Here is a 14399-nt window from a genome sequence, read left to right on the forward strand (position 1 = left end):
GCCGCATCATGTTCGCCATCGCCCTCTTCGAAGCGCGCCAGCGCCTCAGGCTGCTCTCCACCTGGGTGTATTTCGCCGGCTTCCTGGCGCTCACCCTGCTGTGGATGGCCGCTGCCGGCGGTTACTTCAAGGGCTCGAGCATCGCCTTCGGCGCCACCGCCATCAACTCGCCGCGCTCGCTGATGTTTACCGTCAGCGCGCTCGGCTCGCTCGGGGTGATCGTGATTGCCGCCGTGATGGGGCGCTCGGTGCAGCAGGACTTCGAGCACGACATGCAGCACTTCTTCTTCAGCGCGCCGATCAAAAAGCACCAGTACATCTTCGGCCGCTTCCTCGGCGCTTACCTGACCCTGGCGGTGATCTTCACCAGCATCATCCTCGGCACCTGGCTAGGCAGCCTGCTGCCGGGCATCGATCCGGAACGGCTGGGCCAGCCCGGAGCGCCCGGTTACCTGGTGCCGTACCTGGTGGTGATTTTGCCGAACATCTTCATTTTCGGCGCCGTGTTCTTCATCCTGGCCGCGCTCACCCGGCGCATGCTGCCCGTGTACATCAGCAGCGTGGTCATGCTGATCGGCTACATCATCGCGCCGAGCCTGGCGCGCGATCTCGACTTCAAGACCCTGGCCGCGCTGATCGATCCGTTCGGCACCACGGCCGTGATCCGTCTCACCGAATACTGGCCCATCGTCGAGCGCAACACGCGCATGTTCTGGCCCGAAGGCGTGTACCTGATCAACCGCGCGCTGTGGTCGTCGTTCGCGCTGGCGGGCCTGCTGCTCGGCTACTGGCGCTTCCACTTCATCGCCACCAGCGACAGCGGCCGCCAGGGCGGCGCCGAGGCGCCGCGCGTGCTGACTGCCGCCGCCACCAATACCGCAGAGGCGCCCGACTTCGCCTCGCGCAGCCTGGGCCTGCTACTGGTACGCATGAGCTGGCTGAACCTGCGCGAAACCATCAAGAACATCTATTTCCTGGTGCTGGTGCTGGCCGGCGTGCTGATGATGGTGGCCAGCGGACTGGAATTCGCGCCGCTGTACGGCACCAGCACCTACCCTGCCACGTACCTGGTGCTCGAATCGGTATCCGAGACGTTCGCCCTGTTCATGATGGTGATCACCACGTTCTACGCGGGCGAACTGATCTGGCGCGAACGCGAAGCGCACATGGGGCAAATGCTCGACGCGCTGCCGGTGCCGGGCTGGCTGCCGCTGCTCGCCAAGCTGTTCGCGCTGATCGGCCTGCAGGCGCTCTTGATGCTGGTGGTGATGTTGACCGGCATGGCGATCCAGATCGGCAAGGGTTATTTTGTGCTCGAACCCGGGCTGTACCTGTACCACCTGTTCCTGCTGCAACTTCCCGGCTATGCGCTGGGCGCCGTGCTGGCGATCGCGCTGCAAGTGCTGATCAACCAGCGCTACCTGGCGTACTTCGCCATGATCGTGTACTACGTGACGGTGGTGACCATCTCCTCGCTGGGGCTGGGCGACCCGCTGCTGCTGTATGGCGAAATGCCGCGTTTCGTGTACTCGGCCATGAACGGCTACGGTCACTACCTGCCGCGCGAGCGCTGGTTCGAGGCCTACTGGGCCGGTGCGGCGATCGTGCTGATGATGCTGGCGGTGCTGTTCTGGGCGCGCGGCACCAACGACGGCTGGCGCCAGCGCCTGCAACTGGCGCGCCGCCGCCTGAGCTTGCCGGTACTGACGGCAATGGCGGCGGGCGCCCTGGTGTTTGCCGGCGCCGGCGCGGTGCTGTTCTATAACACCCACGTGCTCAACCGCTACCAGTCGGCGTGGCAAAAAGATGTGGCCCGCGCCGACTACGAGCGCCGCTACAAGCAGTACGCGGTGCTGCCGCAGCCGCGCATCACCGACGTCAAGCTTGATGTCGCCATCACGCCCGAGACGCGCAGCCTGGTCGTGCACGGCCGCTACGTCTTGCAGAACAAGACCGCGCAGCCGGTGGCCGACATCATCATCCACCAGGACCCCACCGCCACCGGCTGGCGCGCGCGCTTCAGCCAGGCGGTGCGCCCCGGCGTGCAGGATGCCAACCTGGGCTTCTACAGTTACAGGCTGGCCACGCCGCTGGCGCCCGGTGCGCGCCTGGCGCTCGAATTCGACGTGGAGTTCATCCCGCGCGGCATCCTCGGCATGGGCCAGGACACGCCGGTGGTGAACAACGGCACCTTCTTCAACAACGGCGTGCTGCCGCACATCGGCTACCAGCCCTCGAACGAACTGGCCGACGCCCGCGACCGCCGCAAGCACGGCCTGGCGGGGCGCGAACGGATGCTGCCGCGCGACGACGCCGGCGGGCTGGCCAACAACTTCGCCGCCAACGATGCCGACGCCATCACCTTCGATGCCGTGGTCAGCACCAGCGACAGCCAGGTGGCGGTGGCGCCAGGTACTCTGGTCAAGGAGTGGAGCGCCAAGGGGCGCCATTACTACCATTACCGGGTGGCGCAGCCGATGCTCAATTTCTACGCCTTCCAGTCGGCGCGCTACCTGGTAAAACGCGACTGGTGGCAGGACGTCGGCATCGAGATTTACTATCACCCTGGCCACGAGGCCAACCTCGAACGGATGAACCGGGGCATCAAGCAGTCGCTCGACTACTACACCCGCAACTTCGGCCCTTACCAGCACAAGGTGGTGCGCATCGTCGAATTTCCGCGCTATGCCACGTATGCGCAGGCGTATCCGAACACGATCGCGTATTCGGAATCGCTGGGCTTCATCGCCCGCGTCAACGACAGCAATCCGAAGGATATCGACTACCCGTTTTATGTGACCGCGCATGAAGTGGCGCACCAGTGGTGGGGCCACCAGTTAGTTGGCGGCAACGTGCGCGGCGCCAGCGTGCTGTCGGAAACCCTGGCCGAATATTCGGCGCTGATGGTGATGAAGCGCGCCTACGGCGAAGCGAAGATGCGGCGCTTCCTGTATTACGACCTGTACCAGTACCTGGTGGGCCGAGCGTTGGAGCGCAAAAAAGAAATGCCGCTGGCCGACAACGAGGGCCAGGACTATATCCACTACCGCAAGGGCAGCCTGGCGATGTACCAGCTGCAGGACCTGGTGGGCGAGGACAAGATCAACGCCGTGCTCAAGCAACTGCTGGTCGAGCATGGCCGCAGCAACGGCCCCTACCCGGGCGTGACGGTGCTGGTCGACGCCCTGCGCAAGGTGGTCACGCCCGACCAGGCCTACCTGATCGATGACCTGTTCAACCACATCGTCCTGTACGACAACCGCGCAGTCGCCAGCACCGCGCGCAAGCTGGCGGACGGGCGCTACGAGGTCAACCTGGTGGTGAGCGCCGCCAAGTCGCGCTCGAGCGGCCAGGGCGTGGAACGCGACGTGCCGTTGAAAGACTATATCGACATCGGCGTGGACGACGACAACGGCGCGCCGCTGCTGCGCGAGCGCAAGCTGATCGACCAGAAGGACAACCGCTACACGGTCATCGTCAAAGCCCGCCCCGCCAAGGCCGGCATCGACCCTGACAACAAGCTGATCGACCGCAAACCCGACGACAACATGATCAACGTCGAGCTTTGAACTAACGCAGTTTGAAGACCTGGACGACGGTGGTCAGGGCGTCGGCCTGGTCGTGCAGGGCGGCGGCTGCGGCGGCGGCCTCTTCCACCAGTGCGGCGTTCTGCTGGGTGACCTGGTCCATCTGGCTCACGGCCTGGTTGACCTGCTCGATGCCCGAGGTTTGTTCCACCGTGGCCGAGCTGATCTCTCCCATGATGTCGGTCACGCGCTGGATGCTGTCCACCACGTCGCTCATGGTCATGCCCGCTTGCGTTACCAGGGCGCTGCCGGTATCGACCTTGGCCAGCGAGTCGTCGATCAGGGCCTTGATTTCGTGGGCGGCAGTGGCGCTGCGCTGGGCCAGGGTGCGTACTTCGCTGGCCACCACGGCAAAGCCACGGCCCTGCTCGCCCGCGCGGGCCGCTTCCACGGCAGCGTTCAGCGCCAGGATGTTGGTCTGGAAGGCGATGCCATCGATCACGGAAATGATGTCGGCGATCTTGCGGGCCGAGCCGTTGATGGCCTCCATCGTCTCCACCACGTCCGACACCACCGCACCGCCACGGCGCGCCACGTCCGACGCAGTGAGCGCCAACTGGTTGGCCTGGCGCGCGTTGTCGGCGTTCTGGCGCACGGTCGAGGTCAGCTCTTCCATCGACGCGGCAGTCTGTTCCAGGCTCGAGGCCTGCTCTTCGGTGCGCGCCGACAGGTCGAGGTTGCCGGCGGCAATCTGGCTCGAGGCCGACGAGATGCTTTCGGTACCGTTGCGCACCTCGTTGACGATGCCCACCAGGCCGTCGTTCATGGTGCGCAATGCCGCCAGCAGGCGGCCGGTCTCGTCGCTGCTATCGACCTCGATGCGGCTGGTCAGGTCCTTGTTGGCGACAGCGACGGCAATGTCCACGGCCCGGCTCAGCGGCACCGTGATGCCGCGCGTCAGTCGCCATGCGAACCCGGCGCCCAGCGCCAGCGCACCGACTCCAAACAGGATCATGAAGCGGCGGCTGGAGTGGTAACTGGTTTCGATGGCTTCGGCCGTCGTGTCGATGGTGTGGCGCTGCATGGTCAGCAGCGACGCCAGCGCGTTCTGATAGGTAGCCGCCACCGGGATGAAGCGCTGTACCAGCACTTGTTCGGCCTCTTCCACCTTGCCGTCCTTTTTCAGCGCAATGATCTGGTCGCGCTCGGCCAGGTAGGTTTTGCGGGTGACCTGCATGGCGTCGAACAGGCGCTTTTCCTCGGCGGTATCGAGCAGCGGCACGATCTTCTTCTGCAACGCTTCGATTTCCGCCACCGACGCCCTGGTTTCTTCGGCAAAGAACTGTCCCAGCGACGGATCGCTGCTCTTGGCAATCGCCGACGTGCGGCGCACGCTGGTGTAGATCAGTCGATACCAGTCGCTGATCATGCGCTCCTTGGCCAGTGGCTGTTGCATCATGTCGCGCGTGGCTTCAGCCACGCCATGCATATGGCTCAGGCCGAACCAGGTTACCAGGGTCATCAAGGCTAAAACCAGGCCGAAGCCGCCCGCCAGGCGCGTGCCGATAGTCAGATTCTTCATAGTCAGAGGGAAAGGTAAAGAGGATGGACCACGGGTCCATTTGGTGCAATTAATGCATTAAGCAACATATTATTGCATTTAAGAATGATAGTGTAGCACAGCAATTATTACTGCTAGTAATGACCGCGGTATGACCGCAGGACGAAAAAAGGGCACCCGCAGGTGCCCATCATTTTTTGCCCGGCTCGCTACCAGCTTATTCGGCAGCAGCTGCCGCTTTTTTAGGTGCGGCCTTCTTGACGGCCGGCTTCTTGACAGCGGTTGCCTTGGTGGCGGTGGCTTTCTTGGCAGGCGCCTTCTTGGCCGGGGCTTTCTTGGCGACTGCCGCTTCCTCGCCGCCTTCAGCTTCCGGCTCAGCTTTCGCTGCGGCCTTGCCCTTGGCCGGGGCCTTGGCTTTGCGCTCTTCGAACTCGAAGCTGATCTTGCCGTCCTTGCCTTTTACCAGGAAGGCCTTGAACGGCCGACGCGTACGCTGCGAGACAAAGCCTGGCAGCAAATCGGTCTTGCCTTCGTTGAGCAGCTTGGCCATTTGCTCGGGCAGGATTTCCTGTTGCAAGATGATGCGGCCGCTGCGGAAGTCGCAACCTTTCGGTTTCGCCACGGTTTGTTCGCAAACATAGGCCAGGCCCATCTCGTACACGCCGCCATTGCACTTGGGGCAAGGTCCGAGCGCAGTCTGGCCGGTGAAATCGACCGGTTCCGCATCTTCCGAATCGTCGTTCTGGCCGAAGTCGAACTCGAGCTTGAAGTTCTTGATGTCTTCATCGCGGACGATGCGCAGGATGGCGGCAAACGGCCGGCCCATCTTCGAGCGGAAGCCTTGCAGCGGGCCGATGGTGCGGTCGCGCAGCAATTGCTCCACTTCGGGGATCTCGAACTGGCGGCTGCCCGGCGTTTTGCTCATCGAGAAATCGCACTTGGTGCAGGCAAAGCGGCGGTAGTTTTCCTTGACCACGCTATTGCAGTTCGGGCACGGCGTCACCAGCGTGGCATATTCGCCCGGGATGGTGTCGTTGTCGTATTCCTTGGCGCGCTTGACGATGACCTGCGTCATCTGGGAAATTTCACGCATGAATTCATCGCGCGAAATCTTGCCCTTTTCCATTTGCGACAGCTTGTATTCCCACTCGCCGGTCAGTTCCGGCGCGGTCAGCTCGTTTACGCCGAGGCCGCGCAGCAAGGTCATCAGCTGGAACGCCTTGGCGGTCGGCATCAGTTCGCGGCCTTCGCGCAGCAGGTATTTCTCGCTGATCAAGCCCTCGATGGTGGCGGCCCGCGTCGCTGGCGTGCCCAGGCCCTTGCCGGCCATCGCATCGCGCAACTCGTCGTCTTCCACCAGCTTGCCCGCGCCTTCCATGGCCGACAGCAAAGTCGCCTCGGTGTAGCGCGCTGGCGGCTTGGTGACCAGGCCGTTGGCATCGACCTTGTCGGTCAGGACTTTTTCGCCCTTGGCGACCGGCACGATGTTCTTGTTGCCGTTGGCTTTGTCACCTTTTTCGTCATCCGAGGTTTCCTTGCCATAGACCGCCAGCCAACCGGGGTTAGTCATGACCTTGCCTTCGGTCTTGAACTGGTGGCCCGACACCTCGGTGTAACGGGTGGTGACCTGGAACTCGGCAGCCGGGAAGAACACGGCCATGAAGCGGCGCGTGACCAGGTCGTAGAGCTTCTGTTCCGGCTCGGACAGGTTTTTCGGCGCAATCGTGGTCGGGATGATCGCGAAGTGATCCGAGATCTTGGTGTTGTCGAAAATCCGCTTGTTCGGCTTGACCCAGCCCTTGTCGAGGATCTGCTTGGCGAACTGGTGGTAGTTCGAATTTTCCTTGACCGTCTCGAGCGCCTGCTTGACCGTGTCCATATAGTCTTCTGGCAGGTGGCGCGAGTCGGTACGCGGATAAGTCAGTACCTTGTGCTTTTCGTATAGCGCCTGGGCCAGGCCCAGGGTGTTCTTGGCCGAGAAGCCGAAACGCGAGTTCGCTTCGCGCTGCAGGCTGGTCAGGTCGAACAGCGCCGGCGCCATCGACGTGGTTGGCTTGGCTTCTTCGGTGACCACGCCCTGCTTGCCACGGCAAGCCAGCGCGATCGAATCGGCGGCAGCCTTGCTCCACAGGCGCTCGGCACGTTTTTCCGGATCGTTGTCGTCCTTCTTGAACTTGGTATCGAGCCAGCGGCCTTCGTACACGCCGGCGGCGCACACGAACTCGGCGCGCACTTCCCAGTAGTCGCGCGGCACGAACTTCTTGATCTTCTCTTCACGCTCGACCACGATCGACAGGGTCGGCGTTTGCACCCGGCCCACGGTGGTCAGATAAAAACCACCCTCTTTCGAGTTGAACGCGGTCATGGCGCGGGTGCCGTTGATGCCGATCAGCCAGTCGGCTTCCGAGCGGCAGCGGGCGGCGTCGGCCAGCGGCATCATTTCTTCGTCGCTGCGCAGCTGGGTGAAGCCGTCGCGGATCGCGCCCGGCGTCATCGATTGCAGCCACAGGCGTTTCACAGGCTGCTTGGCCTTGGCGTTTTGCGCGATCAGGCGGAAAATCAGCTCCCCTTCGCGCCCGGCATCGCAGGCGTTGATCAGGGCGGACACGTCTTTACGTTTGATCAGCTTGTTCAGTACCTTGAGGCGCGATTCGGTCTTGGCGATCGGATTGAGCGCGAAGTATGGCGGGATCATCGGCAGGTGGGCAAAGCTCCATTTGCCGCGCTTGACGTCGTACTCTTCCGGCACAGCAATTTCCAGCAGGTGACCGACGGCGGAGGACAGCACGTACTCGTCGGATTCAAAGTACTCATCGTGCTTGGTAAAGCCGCCAAGCGTCTTCGCGATGTCGTTCGCGACAGATGGCTTCTCGGCGATGATGAGGGTTTTGCTCATATTTGGTATCTCGTTTTTTAACACTTGGGGTGGTTTAGCATGCGCATCATACATGGATCGCGCCGCAGTCTGCACTTTTGCGTCGTCGATGGCAAGGGGGTGGCGTGACAGTGTTGTCGGAATGATAGCGTGAAAATTGGATAGCCGCCTGCGCGGGTATGACGGCGCGGCGGCTAACGGTACACGCGGGTTTGCTTAGTGGAGAAGACGAGGGGGGGCGTCGTCATCGGCACCAAACAAGTCATCGAACATCAGCGCGTCCGGTTCCTTGCCCTGGCTCCACAGCAACATCAGCACGATGACCTTCAGCTGGCCCAGCGACACGGGCGCTTCTTCCAGCGACAACGCGCGCTCGATGACGATTTCGCGCTGCAGCGGCGTGAGTACCTTGGCCGATTCGAGGAACTGGATGAAACCGATTGCATCGGTGCCCAGCACATCGCGCTCTTCGTCGACGTAAATCCGCATGCCGGTGGAAGCGGCGGTGAGCGAGTGCTCGACGCCGGCCATGGCCGTGAGATCGTTAAGCCATACCAGCGCCTCGGAGATCTCGACGTCGTCAAAACCGACAGCCGACAGCTTCTTGGCCAATGCCTCCGGTTCCGGGCAGGCATCGGGACGGTAATACGTCTCGTAGAGATAAACTAGGATGTCGAACATGGCTCTACTCTATCAGTTAAAACAGATCGGACACAAGTAGCGACCCATTTACCGTGTGCAACACATTTTACGAACGCAGCCGTTGAAACCAGCCGCCCGGCAACCTTTCCAGCAGGCCGGCCAGCTCCAGCGCCAGCAACTGCCCTTGCAGCTCGGCAGCGGATTGCTGCAAGTGCACAGCCAGGGTCTCGGCGCGGATCGGTTCGTCGCCCATGGCGATCAGCACGCGATCGACAAAACTGTCGTCAAAATGCGACCCTGTTGCCACTGCATCAACGCCCATATTCAATTCCGACAACACGTCAGCTGCCGTCTCCACCAGCTTGGCGCCGTCGCGGATCAGCCGGTGGCAACCTTTCGACAAGGTTGCATGGACCGAGCCCGGCATTGCATACACGTCGCGGTCCTGGGCGACGGCCAGCCGCGCCGTGATCAGCGAACCGGACCTGGCCGCCGCCTCCACCACCAGCACCGCGCGCGCCAGGCCGCTGATCACGCGATTACGCCTTGGGAAGTTGTCACGCAGGGGCGGCGTGCCCAGCGCATATTCACTGACGATGCAGCCCTGCTCGGCGATACGGCGGGCCAGCATCTCGTTGCTGGCGGGATAGATGCGGTCGGCGCCGGTGCCGATCACGGCCACGGTACCGCCCGCGCCTGCCAGGCCGCCGGCGTGGGCGGCAGCGTCGATGCCCAGCGCCAGCCCGGAAACGATGGTCACGCCCGCCTCCGACAGCGCGCGCGCCATGCGCTCGGCGTTCTGCATGCCCATCAGGCTGGCATTGCGCGAGCCCACCATGGCCACCGACAGGCGGTGCAGCAGTGCCGGGTTGCCCTTGACATACAGCATGAGCGGCGCGGCGGCAATCTGCCGCAGCAGCGCGGGATATTCGGGATGGTCATACGTGAGCAGCAGGTTGCCCGGCTGGGCGCGCCAGGCTTGCACCGCGTCCACTTGCTGATCGAGATAGACCGACGGCGGCGCCAGCAGGGCGCGGGCCCTGGCGGACTTGACGACGGCACGCAGCGCGTCATACCCGGCCTGGAAAATCGCTTCCGGCGTGCCGAAGCGTTCGAGCAGCGCGTGTGCCGTCATCAGGCCCACGCCGCCGGTTTGCTCCAGGCGCAGCCAAGCCGCCAGCGCGGACGCCGTGGGGAGTAGAGAAGATTCCGTGGCTTGCACGGCAGAATCGAGAACCTATCTCAGCAACGAGCAAGGCGCTGCTTGCGCGTCTCGCCAACAGGGCCGGCGTTGCTCGTCATCGCATGGAAGGCCACGCTTCTTCCTCGCGCCTTGGCCCCGATGCCAATCCATCGCAATCCGCTGCCTGCTCCCTGCTGACATAGGTTCTCACTCCGGCGAGGTGGCGGCGTCGCCCACGACCACGGGCGCTGTCGCCTGCATGATCAGGCCGTAAGACACGCGGCCGAACACGCGGAAGATAAACAGGCTGCCCACCTGTTCGTCGGGCAACCTGACCTGCTGTTCGCGGCCGAACCAGCCCGTGGGGGCGGTCGCGTCGCGCACAGTTCTTCCCGCATGGTACAGGCGCAGCACCGAGCCGATATCGAGTCCGTCAAGCTTGCCGCGATTAATGCTGACCACCTGGTGCCGCCCGGCATACGTGACGCCGCCTTGCACGGCCAGCACCTTCGCGTCGATCCGCGTGGCGGGTGCGTGCGGCGCGTAGTTTTGCGCGGGCACCGGCGCCAGCGGTTTCAACTGGTCGCCCTTGCCCATTTCCTCTTTGGTGCTGGTCACGCGCGCCGTGTGCACGTCGCTGCCGGGCGCGGCCGGTTGCACCGTCACCGTGCCCAAATAATAGGCTTCGTGGGCGATCACCTGGCCGCTGTCCGGGTCTTTCAACGGCCGGCCCGGGCGATACACCTGGAACGTGGTGGCGCCACCCAGATCGCCACGCACATAAGCCTTGTCGCCTTCGCCGATAAAAACGTGGCCGTCTTCGGTGGCGACGATGCGCGGCGCGCGGGCCAGTTCGTCGTTTTCAATGATCAGGGGCTGCGACAGGAACGGCTCGATCGCGCCGGGCGGAATCGAGGGGATGGCGGCGGCGCCAATGGCACTGCTGCGCACGGCTGGCGAGCGGCGTTCGGTGGGCACCGCAGGCGTATTTTGCGCGTCAGTGTTGTCACCGAGCCGCAGCCGGCCGGCTGCGCGGTCGAACCAGATCACCTGGTCCGGGTAAATCCAGTGCGGGTTGGCAATCTCGTCGCGATTCATGTCCCACACGGTAGGCCAGCACCACGGTTGCTGGAGAAACTTGCCGGCGATATCCCACAAGGTATCGCCGCGCACGACCACGTGGCGGTCGGGTGCATCGGTGCGGAACTGGCAACTGGCCGGGGCTGCCATGGCCGGGACCGCGCTAAATAGCAGGGCTGCCGCTAAGCATGGGCCGACTGTGATAAAATTTTTCATTCGCGATCCAATCGATGCGGCAGCAAGCGTTGCCCGTATTGAATCAAATTCTGCCCACAAACCCCTGAACTAGCAAGCAAAACAGCGCCCGCCTCCGGCGTAATTGCGCGTTTACCGTACTGACTAAATATATGGCTATCCTGAACATTCTGCGTTACCCCGATCCACGCCTGCACAAGGTTGCCAAGCCGGTCACGGTTTTCGATGCGCGCCTCGAGCAACTGGTGGCCGACATGGCCGAGACCATGTACGACGCCCCCGGCGTCGGCCTGGCCGCGTCCCAGGTGGACGTGCACGAGCAGGTGGTCGTGATCGACATCACCGAAGAGAAAAACGCGCTGGTCGCGTACATCAACCCGGAAATCGTGTGGGCCAGCGACGACAAGCAAGTGTATGACGAAGGCTGCCTGTCGGTGCCGGGCATCTACGACGGCGTCGAGCGTCCGTCGAAGGTCAAGGTACGCGCCTTCGACGTCAAGGGCCAGCCGTTCGAAGTGGAAGCCGACGGCCTGCTGGCCGTGTGCATCCAGCACGAAATGGATCACCTGAAGGGCAAGGTCTTCGTCGAATACCTGTCGCCACTCAAGCGCAACCGCATCAAGGCCAAGCTGCAAAAGGAAGAACGCGGCATGGAACGCGAAGCGGCGCTGCGCGCCCAAGGCCGTCGCTACTAATCAAGAAAGAGCAGATGAAGATCGTCTTTGCCGGCACCCCGGAGTTTGCCGCCGTCGCCCTGCAAGCCCTGCACGAAGCAGGCTTCGAGATCGCGCTGGTGCTCACCCAGCCCGACCGTCCCGCCGGCCGCGGCATGCAATTGCAACCGTCCGCCGTCAAGCAGTACGCGGTAGCGCACGGCATGGAAGTGCTGCAGCCGCTGTCGCTGCGCACCAACAGCAAAGACCCCGTGCGCGCCGAGCAGGCCCTGGCTGCACACGAGCGCCTGCTGTCCACGCCGTACGAGGTGATGGTGGTGGCCGCCTATGGCCTGATCCTGCCGGTCAGCACGCTCGACATCAAGCCCTGCCTGAACATCCACGGCTCGCTGCTGCCGCGCTGGCGCGGCGCCGCGCCGATCCACCGCGCCATCGAAGCTGGCGATCTTGAAACCGGCATCACCATCATGGAAATGGAAGAAGGCCTCGACACCGGCCCGATGCTGCTGACCGAAAAAATCGCCATCGGCCCGCACGACACCACCGGCATGGTGCACGACAAGCTGGCGGCCCTGGGCGGCAAGATGATCGTCGAGGCGCTCAATCAGATGAAGCATGGCCAGCTGGAAGCCGTGGTGCAGCCGGAAGCAGGCGTCAACTACGCGGCCAAGATCAGCAAGGAAGAAGCGGCGCTCGATTTCAGCCAGCCGGCCATCGAGCTCGATCGCAAGATCCGCGCTTTTAATCCGTTCCCCGGCGCGCATGGTTCCGTGGGCGGCGTGGTCGTCAAGCTGTGGGGCGCCGAAGTCACCGAAGGCGCCGGCCATCCGGGCCAGGTGCTGACAGCCGACGCCCATGGCATCGTGGTCGCTTGCGGCAGCGGTGCGCTGCGCCTGACCATGCTGCAAAAACCGGGCGGCAAGCGCCTGCCGGCGGCGGAATTCATCAAGGGCTTCGCGCTCGAAGGACAAACCTTCGCTTGAGAAGGCGATTCAGGCGGGCTCGTACGCGGATTTGCAAGTTGCCTTAAACTGGACAACCACAATTCTTCTGGAGCCCTTGATGTCCGACCTGATCGACAAACTGAACTGGCGCTACGCCACCAAGAAATACAATCCTGCCAAAGCCCTGGAGCAGGACAAGCTCGACCGCATCCTGGAAGCGATCCGCCTGGCGCCCACCTCCTCCGGCTTGCAGCCGTTCGAAGTGCTGGTCGTGAAAAACCCCGACCTGCGCGCCAAGATCCGCGCTGTGGCGTGGAACCAGTCCGGCGTGAGCGAAGCGTCGCACCTGCTGGTGTTCGCGGCCTGGGACAACATCACCGAAGAACGCATCGACATGATGTTCGACATGACCAACGAGCAGCGCGGCTTCATCAACGAAGGCTGGGAAGCCTATCGCAAGCAGCTAAAGGCCATTGTTGCGGGCCGTACCGACGCGCAGAATGCCGAAGCCGCCGCGCGCCAGGTCTATATTGCGCTGGGCGTGGCGATGGTCGCTGCCGCCTTCGACGGCGTGGACAGCACGCCGATGGAAGGCTTCGACCCGAAAGCCGTGGACGAAATCCTGAACCTGGGCGAACGCAAGCTGAAAAGCGTGGTGATCCTGCCGCTGGGCTACCGCGAAGCCGAAGGCGACTGGCTGGCCGGCCTCAAAAAAGTGCGCCGTCCGCTGGACCAGGTCGTCTCCGAAGTGTAAGAAGCTTGAGCGCCTGCGCAGCCAGGTGCTCTTAATCGATGAGCGATATCACCCGGTCGCCCGGTTCGGGAACACAGCCGTCGGCGATCGGCGTCCAGCCGCGACGCACCACCACCTTTTTGTCGTCGTGGCACAGCTCCACCCGCTCGCTGGCAGGAAAACGGCCGCGGATAAACCGCTCGACCGCCGCTGGCAAGCTGACCACCAGCTGCCGCGCCGCGCGGTCGTGGTCGGGATGGTCGTCCAGGTGCAGCAGCGGGACGAAACGGCCGGCCTGCATCAGCCACCACGAATCGACCGGCACTGGCGCCGGCGTGTACCGCGCCTCGCGCAGCCAGTCCTGGGCCCGGTCCCGCAAGCGGTCATCGTCGGCCAGGTCGCCCCAGCCGGCGGCCAGCATCTCCACCACCCACTGGTTGCAATTCTGGTAGCGCGTACTGAAGGCATAGGCGTTGGCGCTGTACTGTGCGGCCAGCAGATGGCCCACGCGCGGGCCGTCGAGCAAGGCCGGGCGCAGCGCCAGGACCGCCTCCGGCGGCATGCGCACGATGCTGATGTAACCGAGGTGGGGGTCGTCGGTGCCGATGACGAAACCGGCCAGGCCCTGGTCGAAGATGCGCGGACGGCGTTCGTCGCAGGCGTAATAGAGCTGGCGCGCGGCCCAGACGCCGACGTCGGAACGCCAGGCCAGCGCCGCGTGCGAATAGCGGATGCCGAAGCGGGAAAGATCGAGGCCGGAGCGGCTGACCAGCGCCACGCTCTCTTCTTGCGCCCCCGCCAGTTCTTCGCGCAGCACGCCGGCAAAGCGCAGCAGGCGGCTTTGTTCGACGGCCGTCAGTTCCTGCGAGCGGTCGCAGAAGCGCGAGGTGCCCGAACTGCCTGATAAGCTGCCGGCGTGGGCGCTGCCGGCAACCGTCAACCAGGCCAGCCAGGTCAGCGCCAGCGTGGCAAAACGCTTCAAGGC

Annotated in this window: 10 protein-coding genes; 4 read left to right on the plus strand and 6 right to left on the minus strand. The window is 63.6% G+C overall.

Annotated elements, in window-relative coordinates; translation table 11 throughout:
* Positions 1-8 precede the first annotated feature (8 nt).
* Positions 9-3569: a M1 family aminopeptidase gene (locus ASF04_RS12350; protein ID WP_056141718.1), complete on the plus strand. Its 3561-nt coding sequence runs from the start codon at positions 9-11 to the stop codon at positions 3567-3569.
* A gap of 1 nt (position 3570) precedes the next feature.
* On the opposite strand, the gene ASF04_RS12355 is transcribed toward ASF04_RS12350, so the two are convergent.
* The 5 genes from ASF04_RS12355 to ASF04_RS12375 form a co-directional block, all read right to left on the minus strand.
* Positions 3571-5109 (minus strand): methyl-accepting chemotaxis protein, encoded by a 1539-nt coding sequence (locus ASF04_RS12355; protein ID WP_056141721.1) that lies wholly within the window; start codon positions 5107-5109, stop codon positions 3571-3573.
* A gap of 196 nt (positions 5110-5305) precedes the next feature.
* Entirely contained in the window at positions 5306-7984 is a 2679-nt protein-coding gene (locus ASF04_RS12360; RefSeq protein WP_056141724.1) for a DNA topoisomerase III, read from the minus strand.
* A gap of 195 nt (positions 7985-8179) precedes the next feature.
* Positions 8180-8644 carry a DUF494 family protein gene (locus tag ASF04_RS12365; RefSeq protein WP_019924413.1) on the minus strand — a complete coding sequence of 155 codons (465 nt, stop codon included), beginning with the start codon at positions 8642-8644 and terminating at the stop codon, positions 8180-8182.
* Positions 8645-8711: 67 nt separating this feature from the next.
* Positions 8712-9827 carry a DNA-processing protein DprA gene (gene dprA / locus ASF04_RS12370; RefSeq protein ID WP_056141727.1) on the minus strand — a complete coding sequence of 372 codons (1116 nt, stop codon included), beginning with the start codon at positions 9825-9827 and terminating at the stop codon, positions 8712-8714.
* Between the two features lie 168 nt (positions 9828-9995).
* Positions 9996-11018, minus strand: a complete 1023-nt coding sequence (locus tag ASF04_RS12375) for a LysM peptidoglycan-binding domain-containing protein (RefSeq protein WP_082488715.1) — start codon at positions 11016-11018, stop codon at positions 9996-9998.
* A gap of 197 nt (positions 11019-11215) precedes the next feature.
* Here ASF04_RS12375 and def point away from each other — a divergent pair, with 197 nt between their 5' ends.
* The 3 genes from def to ASF04_RS12390 all read left to right on the plus strand — a co-directional run bounded on the left by def (position 11216) and on the right by ASF04_RS12390 (position 13435).
* A complete protein-coding gene (gene def / locus ASF04_RS12380; protein ID WP_019924416.1) occupies positions 11216-11758 on the plus strand; it encodes a peptide deformylase in 543 nt (180 codons plus the stop codon).
* 14 nt (positions 11759-11772) lie between these two features.
* The gene (fmt, locus tag ASF04_RS12385; protein WP_056141735.1) at positions 11773-12720 is read left to right on the plus strand and encodes a methionyl-tRNA formyltransferase; all 948 of its coding nucleotides are present in this window, start codon (positions 11773-11775) and stop codon (positions 12718-12720) included.
* Positions 12721-12799: 79 nt separating this feature from the next.
* Positions 12800-13435 (plus strand): NAD(P)H-dependent oxidoreductase, encoded by a 636-nt coding sequence (locus ASF04_RS12390; RefSeq protein ID WP_056141738.1) that lies wholly within the window; start codon positions 12800-12802, stop codon positions 13433-13435.
* A 31-nt stretch (positions 13436-13466) separates the two neighbouring features.
* Here ASF04_RS12390 and ASF04_RS12395 read toward each other — a convergent pair whose 3' ends face one another.
* Positions 13467-14396 (minus strand): DUF2145 domain-containing protein, encoded by a 930-nt coding sequence (locus tag ASF04_RS12395; RefSeq protein WP_082488716.1) that lies wholly within the window; start codon positions 14394-14396, stop codon positions 13467-13469.
* Positions 14397-14399 lie beyond the last annotated feature (3 nt).

It is taken from the genome of Duganella sp. Leaf61, assembly GCF_001421905.1.
GTDB classification, from domain to species: Bacteria; Pseudomonadota; Gammaproteobacteria; order Burkholderiales; family Burkholderiaceae_D; genus Rugamonas; species Rugamonas zoogloeoides.